Source organism: Myxococcus hansupus (assembly GCF_000280925.3).
Taxonomy (GTDB): domain Bacteria; phylum Myxococcota; class Myxococcia; order Myxococcales; family Myxococcaceae; genus Myxococcus; species Myxococcus hansupus.
In genome coordinates this window covers 4,524,614-4,543,798 of record NZ_CP012109.1, presented here as the reverse complement: position 1 = coordinate 4,543,798, position 19,185 = coordinate 4,524,614, and the positions used below count along the sequence as shown (strand labels likewise).

12 protein-coding genes and 1 pseudogene are annotated in these 19,185 nt (G+C 68.3%); 10 read left to right on the top strand and 3 right to left on the bottom strand.

Translation table 11 applies throughout. The annotated features are described in order from the left end of the window. Positions 1-41: 41 nt before the first annotated feature. From A176_RS17230 to cglE, 10 genes are all read left to right on the top strand, one after another. Entirely contained in the window at positions 42-812 is a 771-nt protein-coding gene (locus A176_RS17230) for a hypothetical protein (protein WP_002633541.1), read from the top strand. 146 nt (positions 813-958) lie between these two features. Continuing rightward, on the top strand, positions 959-1,633 hold the full coding sequence (gene rplC, locus A176_RS17225; protein WP_002633539.1) for a 50S ribosomal protein L3: 675 nt from the start codon (positions 959-961) through the stop codon (positions 1,631-1,633). Between the two features lie 381 nt (positions 1,634-2,014). Then, the gene (locus A176_RS17220) at positions 2,015-2,836 is read left to right on the top strand and encodes an outer membrane beta-barrel domain-containing protein (RefSeq protein WP_002633538.1); all 822 of its coding nucleotides are present in this window, start codon (positions 2,015-2,017) and stop codon (positions 2,834-2,836) included. A 12-nt stretch (positions 2,837-2,848) separates the two neighbouring features. Further along, complete coding sequence (locus A176_RS17215; protein WP_002633537.1) at positions 2,849-4,171, top strand: outer membrane beta-barrel domain-containing protein; 1,323 nt, start codon at positions 2,849-2,851, stop codon at positions 4,169-4,171. Positions 4,172-4,194: 23 nt separating this feature from the next. Further along, a complete protein-coding gene (locus A176_RS17210; protein ID WP_002633536.1) occupies positions 4,195-5,733 on the top strand; it encodes a tol-pal system YbgF family protein in 1,539 nt (512 codons plus the stop codon). Between the two features lie 187 nt (positions 5,734-5,920). Continuing rightward, positions 5,921-9,556, top strand: coding sequence for a tetratricopeptide repeat protein (locus A176_RS17205; RefSeq protein ID WP_002633535.1), 3,636 nt, complete (start codon positions 5,921-5,923; stop codon positions 9,554-9,556). Beyond that, positions 9,553-11,046 carry a tetratricopeptide repeat protein gene (locus A176_RS17200; RefSeq protein ID WP_002633534.1) on the top strand — a complete coding sequence of 498 codons (1,494 nt, stop codon included), beginning with the start codon at positions 9,553-9,555 and terminating at the stop codon, positions 11,044-11,046. Before A176_RS17205 ends, A176_RS17200 begins: the two co-directional genes overlap by 4 nt. 304 nt (positions 11,047-11,350) lie before the next feature. After that, on the top strand, positions 11,351-11,632 hold the full coding sequence (locus A176_RS17195; protein WP_144429560.1) for a hypothetical protein: 282 nt from the start codon (positions 11,351-11,353) through the stop codon (positions 11,630-11,632). A 55-nt stretch (positions 11,633-11,687) separates the two neighbouring features. Next, positions 11,688-13,748, top strand: a complete 2,061-nt coding sequence (locus A176_RS17190; RefSeq protein WP_002633532.1) for a TonB family protein — start codon at positions 11,688-11,690, stop codon at positions 13,746-13,748. 154 nt (positions 13,749-13,902) lie between these two features. After that, entirely contained in the window at positions 13,903-14,505 is a 603-nt protein-coding gene (gene cglE / locus A176_RS17185; RefSeq protein ID WP_002633531.1) for an adventurous gliding motility protein CglE, read from the top strand. A 73-nt stretch (positions 14,506-14,578) separates the two neighbouring features. On the opposite strand, the gene typA is transcribed toward cglE, so the two are convergent. From typA to A176_RS17170, 3 genes and pseudogenes are all read right to left on the bottom strand, one after another. Further along, the gene (gene typA, locus A176_RS17180) at positions 14,579-16,420 is read right to left on the bottom strand and encodes a translational GTPase TypA (RefSeq protein ID WP_002633530.1); all 1,842 of its coding nucleotides are present in this window, start codon (positions 16,418-16,420) and stop codon (positions 14,579-14,581) included. Positions 16,421-16,657: 237 nt separating this feature from the next. Beyond that, a complete protein-coding gene (locus A176_RS17175) occupies positions 16,658-17,599 on the bottom strand; it encodes an alpha/beta fold hydrolase (protein ID WP_002633528.1) in 942 nt (313 codons plus the stop codon). Further along, a pseudogene (locus A176_RS17170) lies at positions 17,596-19,178 on the bottom strand (sigma 54-interacting transcriptional regulator). The gene A176_RS17175 and the pseudogene A176_RS17170 overlap by 4 nt, the downstream one beginning before the upstream one ends. Positions 19,179-19,185: the final 7 nt, after the last annotated feature.

The window sequence follows — 19,185 nt, the reverse complement described above, 5'->3', positions numbered from 1 at the left end:
GCCGGTGACAGTCCCGGCGCATTGGGCGTACAAATCCATCCATGGCGAAGGAGAGCTACAACGACCTCATCTTCCAGCTGGGTGACCTCGCGCGGGACAGGCTCCCGGGCAAGCCCAACTGCCCCCGTTCCATGGACCGCGTCTACCGCGCCGAAGAGGCCGTGGTGACGCGCCGGGATGAACTGGCGGCGCTCGAGCAGGAGATGAATGACGAGGACGCGGCGTATTCGGACTTTCTCGCCGTGCAGGACGAGGAGAAGGCCAAGCAGGGCGTCATCGTCAAGAAGTGGAAGAAGGCGGTGGACGCCATCGACGGCAAGGTGAAGGAGCTGCGCAAGACGCTCGCGTCACGCAAGGCGGACCTTCGCTACGCCGAGGATGGCCTCAACAAGCTGGAGCAGAAGATCGCCGACATGGAGCTGATCGGTGATGCCCCCGCCAAGATCGACGTGGCGCGGACCAACCTGAAGAAGAACCGCCTCCAGCAGATGCGGCTCGGTCGCGAGCTCGAGGATCTGGAGTCCCGCCTGTCCACCGCCCTCACGCCCGAACCCGGCCAGCCCGGCGCGGCGGGCATCCTGGCGCACAAGCGCATGCTGGAGATGGAGGACCAGGCCGAGGAGCGGAAGCTGGACCACGAGCACCGCATGGCGGACATCGACCAGGCAATCGCCGCCAAGGAGCCGCAGGTCCAGGCTGCGGAGGATTATCTGGATCAAGCACTGTTCCTCCTGGGCGAAGACGTGTATGCACAGCGCATCAACGATGCGCAGCTCGCACCGTTCTACCCGCGGTTGGATCGCGCGCAGTGAGAGGGGCACCCGCCCGTAGTGCTTGACGGCGGGGACCTGTCTGCTACATTGCGCCGCTTCCTGGCGACCGCGGGGACGCGTGCAGTCCAGGTCATTGAACTTATTGGGTTTTTCCGCGCCACCAGCGCGCTGGCAGTGAGGACGACGTGAAGGGTCTGATTGGCAAGAAGATCGGCATGACCCAGGTGTTCAACGATGAGGGCAACCTCGTCCCGGTCACGGTGATCGACGTGGGCACCTGCCAGGTCGTTGGCAAGCGCACCCCGGAGAAGGACAAGTACTCCGCGGTGACCATCGGTTACGGTGAGATCCGCGAGAAGATTCTCAACCTGGCCGAGCGGGGCTTCTTCAAGAAGGCCAACGCGCCTTACCGCCGCCACCTGAAGGAGTTCCGCGTCACGCCGGAGGAGGCTGCCTCCTTCAACGTGGGCGACGCCGTCAAGGCCGACATGTTCGCCAAGGGCGAGCTGGTCGACGTCACGGGCGTCACCAAGGGTCGCGGTTTCGCCGGCGTCATGCGCCGCTGGAACTTCAAGGGCTCTCAGACCAAGACGCACGGTACGCACGAGTACCAGCGTCACCCGGGCGCCATCGGTCAGCGTAAGACGCCGGGCCGCGTGTACCCGAACAAGAAGATGCCCGGCCACTACGGCGTGGATCAGGTCACCACCCAGAACCTGACCGTCGTGGAAGTGGACGTGGAGAAGGGCCTGGTGCTCGTGAAGGGCGCCGTGGCCGGTCACCGGGACGGCGTCGTCTACATCCGTCCCAGCATCAAGGCGGCCATGCGCGCGCAGCACAAGGCCGCGCGCGGCGCGTAGTTCGCTGCTGAGCGTCTGACGCTCGAAACGCCCCGCTTCCGGGCCCGGTTCTCCGGGCATCCGGGCGGGGCGTTTGCTTTGCGGGGCAGGGCGCGTGCGGTTTCCGCGGGTGGGCAGGTGCTTGCCCCGCGTGACGACCCGGCTGCCTGCTCCATCACGTCCCGTGCCACGGCATGCCCCGGAAACGTTGACCGGTGGGCGTCCGGTGGGGACGACCGTGAAAAGAATTCCGACTCCCGGCCATCTCGGCTTGTCGGTCTGGGAAGCCGTGCGCACATCCAGGCGCCACGAAGGAGTCCCGCTGAGTGACGCGGGCTCCGTGGCTCGGGGAGTCCAGACACTCCCGCTCATGGCGGCCCACCCCACGGGCCGGGCAGGATTATGATCGCACGCACGCTCTGCGTCTTTGCTTCGTTGGCAGTCTCGCTGGCGGCGCCAATCTCCGCGGCGCAGGACGACGAGAACGTCCTCGACAACGTCGTGGTCCGCAACCGGCTGTACGAACCGGGCGGCAACCTGGAGGTGTCCTTCGGCGTGGGCCTGCCGCTGCAGACCCACCTGACGGCGCACTACGTCTTCAACGCCGGTGTCGCCTACAACCTCTTCGACACCTTCGCGGTGGAGGCGCGCGCCGGCTACGCGGCCAGCCGTCACACGGGCCTGGCGCGGTCCATCTCCGAAAGCTTCCTCAACCGCGAGGACAAGCGCGTCACCGACGAGCTGGAGGACCTCTGGCAGATGAACCTGCACGGGGTGGCCGGCGTCCGGTGGGCGCCCATCTACGGCAAGCTCAGCCTGCTGTCGGACCTGCCCGCGCACTTCCAGGCCTACGTCTGGGCGGGCGGCGGCCTGGCCTCGTTCCAGCGCAACTCCGTCATCCAGTGCACCCAGGTGGTGAACCGCCAACTGGGCATCTGTGACAACCGCACGTCCGTGGATGATCGCGGCTCCGCCTCCCAGAACTACTGGGTGAAGGAGTCGCGCGTGGCCCCGGTGGTGTCCGCCGCGGTGGGCTTCCGCTTCTTCATCCTCGAGCGGCACGGCGTGCGCCTGGAGCTGCGCGACTGGGTCTTCCGGGACAACTACCGCGTCAATCTGGTGCGCGACGCATGGGAGGCGGGCGAGGCGACGGGTGAGCCCGCTCGCAGCCCTGGCCTCACGCACCTGGTGCAGTTCGACCTTGGCTACACCTTCTCCTTCTAGGTCCACCTGACTATGCGACCGATTCTGTCCCTCGCGCTCCTTGTCGCCACGGCCACCCAGGCCGCGCCGCGCGTCCCGGCTCCGGCCTTCGCGTTGGCGCAGGTCCAGCAGGTGCCCGCGCCCGGTGCGGAGACGGCCGTGCCGCCTCCCACGCAGCCGGCCTCGCTCCCGGAGGCGCCCAGCGTCCCGGCGTCCCGTCCCGAGCCTCGGGTCCCCGGAACCACGAACGTCCGCTCCGACTCCGCGCCCAGCCACGGCACGGGCACGGCGCCCGAGCGGGAGCGCACGCCCGCTTCCGCGGATGAAGCGGGCCTGGCGTCGGAGCCGATGCCGGCCACCGAGCCCGCGCCCACGGTGGAGTCGCAGACGGCGCCGCCGGCAACGGACATGGCCGGCCAGGAGGCGCCGCCCGTGCCGGATGACGCGCCGGTGCTCGCGGCCGACCTGGAGTCGTCGGATGCGCCTCGCACCACGGATGTCCAGCAGCAGCGGCTGGTGAACGGCGCGCCGCTCTACAACCCCAACGTGTCGGTGCACATCGTCCAGAAGAAGCGCTTCGCGGACGAGGGCCGGCACGAGCTGACGGTGTACCCGGCCACGGTGCAGGTGAACGGCAAGTACACCAACCACGCGGGCACGGCGGCGCACTACACCTACCACCTGCAGGAGAACTTCGCGCTCCAGGTGATGGGCCAGTACAACTGGTACTCCAACGAGAGCGCCTTCAACCTGGAGCTCATCGACAAGGTCCGCGAGCAGGCGCAGGCGGCCTCGTCGCTGCTGCTCGTCTGGGGCGCGCACGCGGGCGTGGAAGTGACGCCGCTGTACGGCAAGTTCGCCTTCCTCAACAACTCGCTGGCGCAGTTCAGCGTGGTGCTCAGCGGCGGCGCGGGCGTGGGGTCCACGCGGCACCTCATCCGCCCCGCGGTGACCAACGAGGTGGACGGCCAGTCCTTCAACGTGCCCGCGCGCTTCGGTGACACGGGCACCAAGTTCCTCGGCTCGGTGGGCGGCGGCTTCCGCCTCCAGTTCGGTGAGTCGTACGCGTTGCGCGTGGAGGTCCGCGACCTCATCTACACCGCGCGCGTGGACCGGGTGGACGGCTGCAACCTGGCCGACTTCGAGGCGCTGGAGGCGGCGCGCTCCTCCAACCAGGACTTCGCTTCGCTGAACCTGAGCGGTAGCTGCCGCTACCAGCGGTTCGACGGCGTGGACCCGAAGACCCGGAAGAACTACCGCGAGGACATCATCCTGGGCCGCGACCTGGTGGCCGAGCCGTCCTCCGACGTCCTCAACAACGTCAGCTTCTACGCCGGCTTCTCTGTCCTCTTTTGATGCGCAGGAAGACCCGAACCGCCATGAAACGACTGCTCAGCCTCTTCGTCGCCCTGGCGCCGCTCACGGTGCTCGCCCAGCAGGACCCGGGCGGCTACAACCGCGCGCTGGCCGCCTTCAACGCCGGTGACATGGACACCGCCGCGCCGCTCTTCTTCGACCTCGCGGAGCGCGCCTCCGACCCGGAAGTGAAGGGCAAGTCGGAGTACTTCCTGGGACAGGCCCTGGCCAAGAAGGGCCTGCCCGTCGCCGCCTTCATCGCCTACGCGGCCATCGTCAACGCCGGGCCCTCGCACCCCTCGTACCTGAAGGCGGTGGAGGGGCTGGTGGACATGCAGCAGCAGTTGGATGAGCACAACCTCATCCCCAGCATCCTCAACCAGGCCTACACCGATGACGTCCGGGACCGGTGGGTGACGCTGCCCAAGGAGGTGCTCGCGCGCATCAACTACCTGGTGGGCACGGTGAGCCAGCGCAAGAGTCGCTTCGAGGAGGCGCGCTCGCTGCTGGAGGCGGTGCCCCAGGACAGCCGCGTCTACGCGAAGTCACGCTACCTGCTGGGCGTGGTGCTGTCGGATCCGCGCTTCCCGGGGCGCCCCGGTGAGGCCACCGTGCTGGACAAGGAGGCGCTGGCCGCCTTCAACGCGGTGTTGGCCGCGAAGGAAGGGCAGCTCGATTTGCGCGCCACGCAGCACCTGGCGCTCATCGCGCTGGGCCGGCTCCACTACCGCCGCGGTGAGTACGCGGATGCCAGCGCCGCGTATGAGCGGGTGCCGCGTTACTCACGCTACTGGGACCAGGCGCTCTTCGAGAACGGCTTCGCGCGCTTCCAGAACGAGGACTTCGGCGGCGCGCTCGGCAGCCTCCAGGCGTTGCACGCGCCTCAGTTCGAAGGCGCCTTCCAGCCCGAGTCGTGGATTCTCAAGGCGACTGTCTATTACTACTCGTGTCTCTACGACGAGGTGAAGACGACGCTGGCGGCCTTCGACGAGCTGTACGGCCCCATGGAGAAGCAGCTCGAGCCCTTCGCTGGCGAGGAAGAGGCGCTGGTGCAGTCCTACAACCTGGTGGCCGCGGAGAACCGCCGGCTCCCGCGCCCCGTGTACCTGTGGCTGCGCAACAACGAGCGCATCCGCGAGGTGATGCGGATGCTGGATCGCGTGGACACCGAAAAGAAGACACTGGCCGGTGGCCGGTGGCGGGGCACGCCGCTGGCGGCGCAGACCACCGCCTCGCTGGAGGACGTGCGAAGCACCTTGCTTCAGGTGGGTGGCACGCTGGCGCAGAGCCGCATCCGTGAAGCATCGGACAATCTGCGGACCTTCTCCGACCAGGCGGAAATCATCCGCGTGCAGACGGCATTGGATGAGAAGGATTTGCTGATGGCGGGCGTGGACCAGAAGGCGCTGCTGACGCGCCAGTCTTTGTATCGCCCGAAGATGCCTGGCGCGGCGTGGAACTACTGGAAGTTCCAGGGCGAGTTCTGGCGCGATGAGATTGGTTATTACCAATACACGCTGAAGCGTGGCTGTCCCGCGAAGACGGCGGAACAAACGCCGTGAGTTCATGGGCGGCATTGTCGCCCAACGTCGCACCTTCGAGGGGCCGTCTCCGCGCGATGTATCGCGGATGCGGCCCCTTCGTCTTGGCCACTTCTCAATCCAGAAGTGCGCATCTACTTTGCGTCGTCCCTCGTCAGTGGGTGCTGCGTTGCCCGCATGCCGGGTCGGCTTCACGGCAGGAGCTCGCATGAAGGTGGTTCTTCGTTTCGGTGCGTTGGCGGTGGGCGCGGTGCTCATCACCGGCGGGGTGGGAGAGGCGGCGGAAACGCAGACCCGGAGGGCGGGAAAGAAGCCCGTCTCGGCGTCCGCGTCGAAGAGCTCCGGGGCCAAGGCCGCGGGCAAGAAGAAGGCCGCGAAGCCGCAGGCGGCCAGCAAGGCGGAGGAGAAGGCGCCGCCGCCGGGTGTCGCGCCCGAGGACGTGCGTCAGGGCCCGGCGCGGGTGCAGCCGGCCTCGGCGAAGTTCGCGGAGCTGCCGCGCATCCCCGATGCGAAGCGCGACGCGCTCGCGGACAAGAAGCGTGACGAGGCCATCGAGGCCTTCAAGCGGCTCATCCCCAAGCTGCGGGACGGCAACCCGCAGAAGGCGGAGATGCTCTACCGCCTGTCGGAGCTCTACTGGGAGAAGTCCAAGTACCTCTACCAGGTGGAGATGACGCGCTTCCTGGAGGCGGAGAAGAAGTTCGACGCGGCCGTGGCGCGGGGCGAGAAGGTGGAGGCCCCGAAGCAGGACCACCGCGACAGCGAGCGCTACCGCACGGAGACGATGGGCATCTACGAGGAGATCCTCCGCGCCTATCCGGACTATCCGCAGCGCGACGAAGTGCTCTTCTCCATGGGCTACAACTACTACGAGCTGGGACGCCGCGAGGACGCGGTGGCCCGCTACGAGGAGTTGATCCGCGACTTCCCCAAGTCGCAGTTCGTGCCGGACGCGTACATCCAGCTCGGCAACCACTACTTCGAGAACAACAAGCTCATCCCCGCCAAGCAGAACTACGAGAAGGCGCGGGACTCGGGCGTGCCCAAGATCTACGCCTACGCCGTCTACAAGCTGTCCTGGTGTGACTACAACACCGGCGACTACGAGCCGGGCCTGAAGAAGCTGCACGAGGTGGTGGACTACGCCGCCAAGAGCCCGGAGCTGGGCGACCTGCGCACCGAGGCGCTCAACGACTTGACGGTCTTCTACGTCCAGTTGGACCAGCCCAAGCAGGCCATCGCCTACTTCAAGGAGAAGGCGCCGGAGCAGCGCGTGGGCCGGCTGCTGGCGAAGACGGCGGCGGGCCTGGTGGACGCGGGTCACTTCGACAGCGCCATCCTCACGTACCGCACGCTCGTGGACGACGCGCCCATGGGCGCCAACGCGCCCGAGTACCAGCAGGCCATCGTCCGCGCCCACGAGGGGCTCCGCCAGCGCCAGACGGTCCGCAAGGAAATGAAGCGGATGGTGGACCTCTACAGCCCGGGCGGCGAGTGGTGGAAGGCCAACGAGGACAAGACGACCGTCCTGCGCAACGCCTTCAACGTCACCGAAGAGGCCATGCGCGTCATGGTGACCGAGTACCACCAGGAGGCGCAGAAGACGCGCCAGGTGGAGACCTACCGGCTCGCGCGCGACATCTACAAGCAGTACGTGGACGCGTTCGCCTCCAACGCGAACCCGGACTTCGTGGCGGACTCCGCCTTCAACCTCCGCTTCTTCTATGCGGAAATCCTCTGGGCCCTGGAGGAGTGGGAGGCCGCGGCGGCCGAGTACGACGCCGTGGTGGCATTCAAGATTCCCGACCGCGACACGGCGCGCGAGGTCTCCAACGAGGCGTACCGCAAGAGCGCCTCGTACAACGCCATCCTCGCCTACGACAAGCTGGTGAAGATCGAGCGGGGGCAGATTGCCAAGAGCGACCTGCGCGACGGCCAGAAGGTCGACGAGAAGAAGGACAAGGGCGACGTCGCCAAGCAGAAGATCGTCAAGCGCGACGCGAAGGACCGGCAGGAGGAGCCGCTCACGAAGTTCGAGGACCGGCTCGTCGCCGCGTGCGACGTGTACGTGAAGCTGTACCCGAACTCGCCGGATGAAATCGACCTGCGCTACCAGTCCGCGGTCATCCTCTACGACCGCAGCCACTTCGTGGACGCGGCGCGGCGCTTCGGGGAGATCATCGAGAAGTTCCCGGAGGAGCGGCGCTCGCGGGACGCGGCCGACCTCACCATGTACGTGCTGGAGAGCCGCGAGGAGTGGCTCGAGCTCAACACGCTGTCGCGCAAGTTCCTCGACAACAAGAAGCTGTCCAAGCCCGGTACGGACTTCGCCGTGCGCGTCAGCCGCGTCGTCGAAGGCAGCCAGTACAAGTGGGTGGACGAAATCGTCTACAAGAAGGAGAAGAACCCGAAGAAGGCCGCCGAGGAGTTCCTTCGCTTCGTGACGGAGTTCCCCAAGTCGGAGAACGCCGACCGCGCGCTCACCTACGCGATGGTCATCGCGCAGGAGGCGGGCGAAATCGACAAGGGGCTGGCCGCGGGTGAGCGCTTCCTCAAGGAGTACCCGCGCAGCCCGTTCGAATTGAAGGCGCGCTACTCGCTGGCCGGTCTCTACGAGAAGGTCGCGGAGTACCGCAAGGCCGCCACCATGGCGGAGTCCTTCGTCGCCAGCTACGACGCCGCGCTGAAGGCCCAGGACGCCGACGGCAAGAAGTCCAAGCCCAAGGCCACCGCCAAGGCGGACGTCGCGCCGGGCGCGGAGGACGCGGAGACCCGGCGCGAGCGCCTGTCCGCCGAGCGCAAGGCCTTGGTGGACGAGGCCGGTGGCTGGGTGGCGGACGCGCAGTTCAACGCGGGTGTGTGGTGGGAGGGCGCCGGCGAGCCGCAGAAGGCCGTGGCCGCCTACAACGCCTACGTGTCCCGCTTCAAGGACCGCAAGGACGTGCCGCAGGTGGCCTTCGCGGCGGCCAGCGCGTGGGAGAAGGAGAAGCGCTGGAGCGAGGCGGCCCGCGCCTTTGGTGCCTTCGCGGAGACCTACGGGCGGGATTCGCGCTCCAGCTCCGCGCAGGTGTACCTGGCGCGCTACCACGAGCTGCTCGCGTACGAGCAACTGAAGAACGCGCGAGAGCAGGAGCGCGTGCAGGGCGAGCTGGTGAAGGCGTGGAACCGCCTGCCGGAGAACGCTCGCAAGGACACGGCGGTGCTCAATGCGTACGGCCACGCGCGCTTCCTGTCGGTGGAGCCGGCGTGGAAGCGCTACACGGGCATCCGCTTCTCGCGGGTGAGCACCATCCGCCGGGACCTCGCGGCGAAGCAGAAGGAGATTCAGCGGCTGGAGAAGGAGTACCTCGCGGTGCTCTCCACCGGCTCGGGTGACTGGGGCATCGCGGCCCTCACCCGCGTGGGCCTGGCGTACGCGGACTTCGCGCGCAACATCATGGACTCGCCGGATCCGACGGGGCTCGACGAGGAGCAGCTCGCCATGTACCGCGGCGAGCTGGAGAACCTGGCCCTGCCGCTGGAGGACAAGGCGTCCGAGGCCCTGGAGAAGGCGCTGGAGAAGGCCTACGAGCTGGGGGTCTACAGCCCGTGGACCCTGACGGCGCAGGACCAGGTGAACCGCCTGCGCCCCGGCGCCTACGCGCAGGTGCGGCAGGTGAACTACCGCGGCAGTGACACGCTGGTGCGCTCGGACCTGGTGCGGGTGCTGGAAGGCGCCACCGCCACGACGCCCGTGCCGGAGTCCGAGAAGCCCACGGAGCCGGGACAGGAACCGGCGGGACAGCAGCCGTCGGATGACGCGGCGCAGGCGCCCACCGCGTGGCGCGGGGAGGTGCTGCGATGAAGGCGTTTCGCAATTCATGGATGCAGGTGGGGGCGGGGAAGACGCAGATGAATTGGTTCCGTTCGATGCTCGTCGGCTCGCTGGCCTTCACGGCGGCGTGCGCGTCGGGTCCGCAGAAGAAGCCGTCCTCCTTGCCGGAGACGGCGCCTCCCGCCGCGCAGCAGCCGGCGCCCGTGCAGCAGAAGCCCGCGGCGCCTCCTCAGGCACCTCCCGGCAGCGCGGAGGAGGCCTTCGCGACGGCGCTCCGGTCCTATGAGGCTGGCGACCTGGACGCCGCGCGCAAGGGCTTCGAGTCGGTGGTGGATGCGCTGCCGCAGAGCCTCAACGCGCAGTTCAACCTGGGCGTCATCGCCGAGCGGCAGGGCCGTCCGGACGACGCGCGGGTGGCCTACGAGAAGGTGCTCCTGTTGGACCCGGCGCACGTCCCCGCGGTCGTCAACCTGGGCGTCATGTACCGCGAGCAGGGGCGGGTGGATGAGTCCGTCGCCTTGTTCGAGCGCGCGCTGAAGGTGCCGGGGCGCGAGTACGACGCCTCGCTGCTCAACAGCCTCTCCATCACCTATCGCGTGGCGGGGAAGCTGGACGAGTCGGAGGCCGCCGCTCGCCGCGTCCTGGTGCGCAACAAGGACAACCCCGGGGCGTACAAGAACCTAGCGCACGTGGCCTACGCGCGGGAGAAGTACCGGCTGGCGGAGCTGCTGGCGGGGACGGCGCGCAAGCACGCGGAGAACGACGCCTCGCTCTACAACCTGCTGGGCATGGTCTACCTGAAGCTGGACGACCGGGCGCGCGCGCTGTCCCAGTTCCAGAAGGCGGTGTCCCTGGATGCGAAGTTCCTCCCGGGCTACCTCAACCTGGGCGCGCTGGCGCTGAGCTACCGCGACTACGCGGGCGCCGAGCGCTCCTTCGGCAAGGCCGTGGAGCTCGAGCCCGGCTCGCCCGATGCGGCGCTGTATCTGGCCTGGGCGCTGGATGGTCAGAAGGGCCGCGACCCGAAGAAGGGCATCGCCGCGGGCGAGGTGTTCGAGAAGGTGCTGGCCACGCGCAAGGACCTCCCGGAGGCCGTGTGCGGCGCGGGCTGGGCGTACGCGTCGGACCGCGCGGGCTGGGAGAAGGCCATCGCGTTCCTCGACCGCTGCAAGGCGTTGGAGACGACGACGGACACCGACAAGCAGATGATCACGGCCAAGGTCAGCGGCCTGCAGAACATGCTCAAGGCGCCGGCGCCCGCACCCGCGGCGGCGGAGGCCGAAGGCGACGGCGCTCCGGCGGACGAGGCCATCGGCGGTGGTGGCGCGCAGCCCGCGCAGGGCGCCGAGGGTGAAGCCGAGCAGCCGGGGCAGGACGCGGAAGGCGACGCCACGGGCGGCGCGGGCACGCAGCCCGAGCAGGGCTCGGACGCGGCACCCGAGGGCAACCCTCCCGCGCAGGGCACGGACGTGGCGCCGGAAGGTGACGCCACGGAAGGCGCTGGCTCCGAGGCCACCTAGGCGCACGCTTCCAGCACGAACGCAGCACCCCACGGCGTTGCCACTCTCCGAAGTGGCAACGCCGTCTTCGCGACCTGGGACGATGCAAGCCACCCAACGCACGCCATTCCGCTCGCCGGCACTTGGGGCGGGGGCCGGGTTGGACAGGCACCGAAGGCATCACCCCGGTAGGCAGGCTGGAGTTCTGACGAAGCGGGACGGAACTTTTTTCCCCTCTCCAGGCTGCAACATCCGGATGAGCAGGCGAGTTCCTCTGGATTCAAGGACTTGAGGTTGGATCGCGCTGTGCAAGAGGAGGCTGGGTATGAGGCGACGGGTATCAGCGGTGTTGCTGGGCCTGGTGATGGCACCAGCGGTGGCGATGGCACAGGAGTCGAAAGACACGGTGAACGTCATCCAAGAGGAGGACCGCACCGTCTTCCGCAAGAAGACAGTCATCGACTTCACGGATGTCGCGGTGGAGGGCGAGCTCACGAAGCCAGAGGGCTCCTACGTGCTCCACCGGAAGAAGACGGACTTCCAAAGCCTCATCAAGGTCCGGGACAACTTCGATCCAGAGTTGCAGAAGTCAGTCGACAACCTCTAGCGGCAGCGGGCGGCGGCAGTCGTTCTCAGGGCGGAAGGGAAGAGGGAAAATCCTCATGGCGGCGGCGAAGAACAACGGCTTGACGCTTCGGATCACCGGGCCGGATGGCTCCACGGCGGAAGCCGTGTCGGAGGCCGAGAGCGTCATTGTGGGCTCAGGCGCTCAAGCGGCGGTGAAGATTCAGGACCCGCGGGTCTCGAACCTTCACGTGATGCTCAAGGTGGACAAGGATGGCTCCGTCACGGCCATCGACCTGGGCAGTGAAGGGGGCACGGAGGTACGAGGCCAAAGACTGGTCCTCCCCACCGCGCTCAATCCCGGGGATGTGTTGAGGGTCGGCGGCAGCCAGGTGGAGGTGCTCTTCGGCGCCACCCCCTCGGAGCGTCCGCTCCCGGCGGGGGCTCGCGTGGCCAGGCCGGCGTTCCAGGGCACGTTGCCTCCGGCGAGCACGGTGTCTCCCGTGCGGACCGCGGCGCCGCGCACGGAGCTGCCGAACCTGGTTCCGGCGCCGCCGCCCATGCACCCGGCCTCGCGTCCGGTGTCCGCGGCGCTGGGCAACCGCGTGGAGCGCGGCGCGTCCCCGGGCATGGTGCCGGTGGAGTCGCCCGCGCCGTCGCGCCAGGTACCGCCGGGGCTCCAGTCCCGGCCGACGCCCACGGCGCGCAAGTCCGGGCCGGCGGCGAACACCGCGGCGACGGCGCACCGCACGGTGGCGCCGCACCTCCAGGAGCCCCTGCCTCCCGAGGCGATGCCCACGTCCGAGGCGCGCGTCCTCCAGGTCGCGCTGCTGTGGGGCGACACCATGCTGGAGGTCCAGCACTTCAAGGACGGTGTCCCGGTCACCATCGGCGAGGCGAAGGGGAACTTCTTCAACGTCTTCACGCCGTCGGTGGGCAAGCGCCACGTGCTGGCGGTCAGCAAGAAGGACGCGCTGGAAGTGCGCGCTCCGGCGGGGGCGCGGGCCTTCGTCACCAACCAGGGCAACGTGCGCTCCAAGGACGCGCTGCGGGTCGCGGGCGCGCTCTCCGGTCAGGCCGGTGAGGACGCCGAGCAGGTCTTCACCCTGGGCCTGCACGACCGCGTCGAGGTGTCGCTGGGCACGGTGTCCTTCGTCGCGCGCTACGTGAAGCCGTCGCCGGTCATCACCGCCGCGTCGCTGAAGGACTCCGACTTCACGTTCTTCAAGATCACCAGCATCTGCTTGCTGGCGGGTCTGGCGGTGGTGCTGGCCATGGTGCTGACGCCGCGCCAGGAGCTGCCGCAGAGCGCGGACATCTTCGAGTCCCAGCAGCGCGTGGCGAAGCTGCTCATCACCCCGGAGAAGAAGCTGGAGGCGAAGAAGCTCCAGCTCTCCGCGCCGGAAGAGGGCGCCAAGGCGAAGGACGAAGAGGGCAAGTTCGGCAAGGAGGAGGCGAAGCAGCAGGAGGCGGCGCCTTCCAAGCCCGGCACCCCGGTGGTGGACAAGAGCAAGAAGGAGAAGGACCGTCAGGCGGTGGGCAAGGCCGGTCTGCTGGGCGCCTTCAAGGGCCTGAACGGCGGCGCCTCGGACGTGTTCGGCCCGGGTGGCTTCGGCACTGGCATCAACGACGCGCTGGGCGGCCTCAAGGGCGGCGCGGCCATGGGTGACGCGCAGGGCGTGGGCGGCATGGGCTCGCGGGGCACCGGCAAGGGCGGTGGTGGCACCGCGCTGGGCATCGGTGGCCTCGGGACGCAGGGCACGGGGCGCGGCACGGGCGGCTCGGGCGGCATCGACCTGGGCGGCCGTGGCAAGTCCATCACCAAGGTCATCCCCGGCAAGACGACGGTGGTGGGCGGCCTCGACAAGGACGTCATCGCCAAGGTCATCCGGCGCCACCAGGGGGAGATCAAGTACTGCTACGAGTCCGAGCTGAACAAGGACCCGAGCCTCGCGGGCAAGGTGGCGGTGGCCTTCGTCATCGACCCCACGGGCGCTGTGTCCGACGCGAGTGTCTCCGAGACGACGCTGAACAACGCCGCGGCGGAGCGCTGCATGCTGTCGCGAATCCGGCGCTGGAAGTTCCCGGAGCCGAAGGGCGGCGGCGTGGTGTCCGTGACGTACCCCTGGCTCTTCTCTCCCGCGGGCGCGGGGGGGTAGTCGCCGCCAGGCGGCTGTGAAGCACCGTGAGTGGCGTGGACGGAACGGTCCACGCCACTTTCGTTTTTCCCCCACTGCCAGTTCCGAGGGGGCGTCATTAACGTCTGCGCCGCTCCCGTGTTGCACCGGGAGGGCACGATTGTCGGGAGGACCCGTGAAGAAGTCTCTGCTGATTGCCGCGCTCGCGCTGCTGTCGTCTCCGGTTCTTGCGGCCACCCCACCGGAAGGGGTGCCGTTCGAGCCGCGCCGTGGCTTCTTCACCGAGACGGACATCGGCGTGTTCTTCACCGTGGGCGGGGAGAACGTCTACTCCAACGCCCAGACGTACCTGCAGTTGGGCATCGGGTACGACCTCACGGAGAAGCTGTCGCTGGGGGCGCACTTCGGGCTCGGCTCGTCCGCGCAGAACTGCTTCGCGGGCTACCTCCCCGGCACGGAGACGTGCGCGCTGTCGGACAACTTCACCATGGCCTTCCTGAACCTCACGGCGGCCTACCACGTGCGCGTCATGGACCGCCTGTTCCTCACGCCCAAGGTGGTGGCGGGCTACACGCGGTTGGACCCGGCGCCGGTGAACCCCGGCCAGGGTGACCCGGGACGCGCCGTCAGCGCGCCCAACGCGGGCCTGGGCTTCGGCGTGGAGTACGCCACGGGCATGGACCACTTCTCCGTCGGCGCGGACCTGCTGGCCCGCTACATCATCGGGCCCAACATCACCTCCTTCGCCATCTTCCCGAAGGTGAAGTACACGTTCTGAGCGCGGACGAACGAAGGGCCCGCCCCCAACGTGGTGGGAACGGGCCCTCGGGACTTCATGCGGACGCGAAGGCCTACTCGGCCGCGCGCTCCTCGCGCTTGCGGTCACGCTCGGCGCGGTAGCGCTCGCCCACCGCCAGCGCCTTCTTGCGCATGCGGATGGACTTGGGCGTCACCTCGACGAGCTCGTCGTCGGCGATCCACTCCAGCGCCTTCTCCAGGCCCATCTCGCGCGGCGGCGTGAGGATGACGTTCTCGTCGCGGCCGGAGGCGCGGATGTTCGTGAGCTTCTTCTCACGGCAGCAGTTCACGTTCAGCTCGGACGCGTGCGAGTGCTCGCCGATGATCATGCCCTCGTACACCGTGGCGCCGGCGCCGACGAAGAGCGCGCCACGCTCCTGGATGCTGAAGAGCGCGTACGGCACGGTGTCGCCCAGGCGGTCGGAGACGATGGCGCCGTTCTGCCGCTTGGGGATGTAGCCGAACCACGGCTCGAAGCCGTCGAACTGGCTGCTCATGATGCCCTCGCCACGGGTGATGGTGAGGAACTCCGAGCGGAAGCCGATGAGGCCGCGCGCGGGGATGCGGAACTGGAGCCGGGTGCGGCCCGAGCCCAGGCTGCCCATGTCCACCATGCGGCCCTTGCGGGGCCCCAGGCGCTCGGTCACCGAGCCGACGCTGTTCTCCGGCACGTCGCAGAAGAGCAGCTCCATGGGCTCGTGGAGCTGGCCGTCGATCTCCTTGGTGATGGGCTCCGGGTTGGAGGCCGTCAGCTCGTAGCCTTCGCGGCGCATGTTCTCGATGATGACGGCCAGGGCGAGTTCGCCACGGCCCACCACGCGGAACGCGTCCGGCGTCTCGGTGTCCTCCACGCGGACGGCCACGTTCCGGTACGCCTCGCGGTAGAGGCGCTCACGCAGGTTGCGGGAGGTGACGAACTTGCCTTCCTTGCCCGCCAGCGGCCCGTCGTTGACCTTGAAGATCATCATCATCGTGGGCTCGTCCACGGTGATGCGGGGCAGCGGCACCGGCTTCTCCACGTCGGAGAGCGTGTCGCCGATGGAGATCTCCTCGATGCCGGCGATGGAGACGATTTCACCCGGACCGGCGTCCGGAATCTCCACGCGCTTCAGGCCGGAGAAGCCGTACAGCTTGACGATCTTGCCCGGCTGGATCTTCCCGCCTTCGCGGCAGACGGCCACGGGCATGTTGGCGGTGATGCGGCCGGCCTGCACGCGGCCCACGGCCAGACGGCCGACGTAGTCGTCGTAGTCCAGGTTGGCGACCAGGAGCTGCAGCGACGTCTCGTCCGACTTCGGCGGCGGCGGGATGTGGTTGATGATGGCGTCGTACAGGGGCTCCAGCGTCTTGCCGGGCACGTCCAGGTCCGTGGACGCCTGACCCTGGCGAGCGATGGTGTAGAGGACGGGCATCTCCAACTGCTTCTCGTCCGCGCCCAGGTCGATGTAGAGCGAGTAGACGAGGTCCAGCACGTCCTTCGCGCGGGCGTCCTGGCGGTCGATCTTGTTGATGACCAGCACCGTCTTCAGGCCCATGGCCAGGGCCTTGCTGAGCACGAAGCGCGTCTGGGGCAGGGGACCTTCGGCGGCGTCCACCAGCAGGATGACGCCATCGACGAGGCGCAGACCGCGCTCCACCTCACCACCGAAGTCGGCGTGACCCGGGGTGTCGATGATGTTGATCTGCATGCCCTTGTAGTTGACCGCGGTGTTCTTCGCGAGAATGGTGATGCCCTTCTCGCGCTCGAGGTCGTTGGAGTCCATCACCCGTTCGGCGACGTGCTCGTTGCTACGGAAGGTGCCCGCCTGCCGAAGCAAGTGATCGACGAGCGTGGTCTTGCCATGGTCAACGTGGGCGACGATGGCGACGTTACGGATGTTTTCGCGAGGAATCATACGAACCGAACTGTGATGGAAGGTGGGGTACGCCCGAGGGAGGTCGGGGCTTCCGAACCCCACCGGAACCCGGAAGGCGGGCGCTTATATGCCGCGAGTGCGTCCCCTGCAATGCAGCCGGAAGTCCAGCATCCGGCCGGGCGGGCTTTTCACCGAAAGGTCATGGCGAAGCCCCGTCCCTGCCATCCCTGAACAGGGCGGGGCGTTTTCTGCTTCCAGCGGGCCGCCGCCACCCCTCTAGAGGGCGGCCGGAGGGCTCCCTGGGGGGAGGGGCTCGGGCGAAGCGACTCCGGTACGCACGTTCAGCCGCTCACGGAGGAAGCGTTCGACCCGGGCCTCCACCAGCCCCGGGGCTTCGAGTGGGGCGGTGTGGGTGCCGTCCGGGATGAGCTCCAACTCGGCGCCCGGAATCCGGTCCGCCATCTCCTCGGAGATCCACCCCGGGGTGAACTTGTCCTGCCCCCCGGCCACCACCAGGGTGGGCACGTCCACGTGGGGCAGGTGGTCCCAGGCGTTGTGCTCGGCCATGGAGTCCAGGGTGCGCACGAAGACGACAGGGTCCATCCGGGCCAGGTGGTCGAAGTAGGGGGCCAGGTCGTTGCGGGCGATGCGCTCGCGGTTCATCTCCAGGGAGATGGCGAGCTGCACGGCCAGCTCCGTGCGCAGCATGGCGTGGATGAGGCGGGCGGACTGGGCCGGGTAGCGCTCCACCACGCGCCGGATGAGGGGGAAGGCGCGCTTGAGGGCGGTGGAGTCGTGGAAGGTGTCCAGCGGGTTGCCGTAGCTGCCGCACACCAGGACGAGCCCGGAGACGCGGTGGGCGTAGCGGCGGTGGAACTCCAGCGCCACCTGGACGCCCATGGAGTGGCCGAAGAGGACGACGCGCTCCATCCCGGTGGCGTCCAGCATCCGCCGCAAATCGTCGCAGGTGTACAGCATGCCAATGCGCGAACGGTCTTGCGGCACGGTGGAGCTGCCATGGCCCCGGTAGTGCCAGCGCAGCACGCGGTGGCGCCGCGCCAGGTAGGGCGACAGGTACTTCCACGCGAAGCCGTCACAGCCCAGCCCGTCGCAGAGGACGATGCCGGGAAGGCCGTCCCCCTGGACCTGGTAGTACAGCTCCGCGCCGTCCGGGACGCGCAGCCGGTCCTGGTGGAAGTACCGCGCGCTGCCACTCATGCGTCGCCCATCTCCGCCTCGTCGTCGGGCAGGCCCTTGTCCAGGCCGTAGCGGGAAATCTTCAGGATGAGGTTGGAACGGCTGATGCCCAGCTCCCGCGCCAGCCGGCTCTTGTTGTAGCGCGTTCGCAGCAGGCCCTGCTGAATCATCTCGCGCTCCAAGGCCTCCACGGCCTCGTGCAGCTTGCCGTGCGCGCGCGGAGAGATGAAGGGCCCACCCCCGGGAATCACCGCGTCGCGGATGCGGCTGGAGAGGAGCTCCGCGGGAATGAACTCCAGCTCGCCCCCGAGCACGAGCAACCGCTCGATTTCGTTCTCCAGCTCGCGGATGTTCCCGGGCCACGCGTACGCGCCGAGGATGGCCAGGGCCTCCGGCGCCAGTCCCCGGGCGCGCTGGCCTTCGCGGTGGTGTTTGCGCAGGAAGTGGTCGATGAGGACCGGCATGTCGTCCCGGCGCTCGCGCAGGGGCGGCAACTGCACGCGGATGACGTTGATGCGGTAGAAGAGGTCCTCGCGGAACTCGCCGCGTTTGACGAGCTCGCCCAGGTCCTTGTGGGTGGCGGCGATGACGCGGACGTTGACCTCCTTGAGCTGCGTGCCGCCCACGGGGAGGAAGGTGCCTTCCTGCAACACGCGCAGCAGCTTCACCTGGAGGGCGGCGGACATGTCGCCCACCTCGTCCAGGAAGAAGGTGCCGCCGTCGGCGACCTCGAAGAGGCCCTTCTTGTCCCGCAGCGCGCCGGTGAAGGCGCCGCGCGTGTGCCCGAAGAGGGCGCTCTCCAGGAGGTTGTCGTTGAAGGCGGAGCAGTTCTGCACCACGAAGGGCTGCTCCGCGCGGGGGCCGCTGTGGTGGATGGCGCGCGCCACCAGCTCCTTGCCGGTGCCGGACTCGCCGTTGATGAGGACGGTGGAGTCGGAGTTGGCCACCTTCTCCATCAACCGGAACACCTCCATCATGGGGCCGGAGCGTCCGATGATCTTCTCGAAGCGGGAGCGCTCGTTCAGCGCATCGGCGGCCGCGGGCACGTTCGTGTCCTGCTGTGAGGCGACGGCCTCGTGGTCGGCGATCTCTCCCGCCGCGCGCTCCAGCAGGTCGGACAGCTTGCTCAGGTCGGCGCCGTCGATGACGGGCACTTGTTCAGCCAGTCTGTCCAGGTCCGCGTGGGGCGGGGCGAACTGGCGCACCTTCGCCACGAGCACCTCCGCCTCGCGCGCGTCGAGCGGCTGGCGGGCGAAGCCCTCGACGAAGAGGAAGCCTTCGTACTCATTGGCGATGTAGAGTGGCGCGCCGACGATGCTGAAGTTGAGGTGGCAGTCGTGGACGAGCGAGCGGCGCACCTTCTTGTTGGCCTTGAACTTCTCGTTGAGCACCCGGACGGACTGAACGCAGCGCCGCAAGCCCTCCTTGGACGCCAGGGCGAGCCGGCACGGCGCATTCGGGGAGGGGTGATGTCCCCGTGCTGCCATGCATGCACCACGCCGTGTCGGTCCGCGAAGGCAAGCTCGACCTGCCACCACTTGCGGATGACATCCCTGAGCATGATGATGGTGTGCAGGTTCAGATGCTTCCCGTAGTCCATCCTCATC

Bases quoted from the DNA above. Each gene is read 5' to 3' on its own strand.
- A176_RS17230 (WP_002633541.1), top strand. From the start codon at position 42: ATGGCGAAGGAGAGCTACAACGACCTCATCTTCCAGCTGGGTGACCTC.
- A176_RS17220 (WP_002633538.1), top strand. From the start codon at position 2,015: ATGATCGCACGCACGCTCTGCGTCTTTGCTTCGTTGGCAGTCTCGCTG.
- A176_RS17215 (WP_002633537.1), top strand. From the start codon at position 2,849: ATGCGACCGATTCTGTCCCTCGCGCTCCTTGTCGCCACGGCCACCCAG.
- A176_RS17210 (WP_002633536.1), top strand. From the start codon at position 4,195: ATGAAACGACTGCTCAGCCTCTTCGTCGCCCTGGCGCCGCTCACGGTG.
- A176_RS17205 (WP_002633535.1), top strand. From the start codon at position 5,921: ATGAAGGTGGTTCTTCGTTTCGGTGCGTTGGCGGTGGGCGCGGTGCTC.
- A176_RS17200 (WP_002633534.1), top strand. From the start codon at position 9,553: ATGAAGGCGTTTCGCAATTCATGGATGCAGGTGGGGGCGGGGAAGACG.
- A176_RS17195 (WP_144429560.1), top strand. From the start codon at position 11,351: ATGAGGCGACGGGTATCAGCGGTGTTGCTGGGCCTGGTGATGGCACCA.
- A176_RS17190 (WP_002633532.1), top strand. From the start codon at position 11,688: ATGGCGGCGGCGAAGAACAACGGCTTGACGCTTCGGATCACCGGGCCG.
- typA (WP_002633530.1), bottom strand. From the start codon at position 16,420: ATGATTCCTCGCGAAAACATCCGTAACGTCGCCATCGTCGCCCACGTT.
- A176_RS17175 (WP_002633528.1), bottom strand. From the start codon at position 17,599: ATGAGTGGCAGCGCGCGGTACTTCCACCAGGACCGGCTGCGCGTCCCG.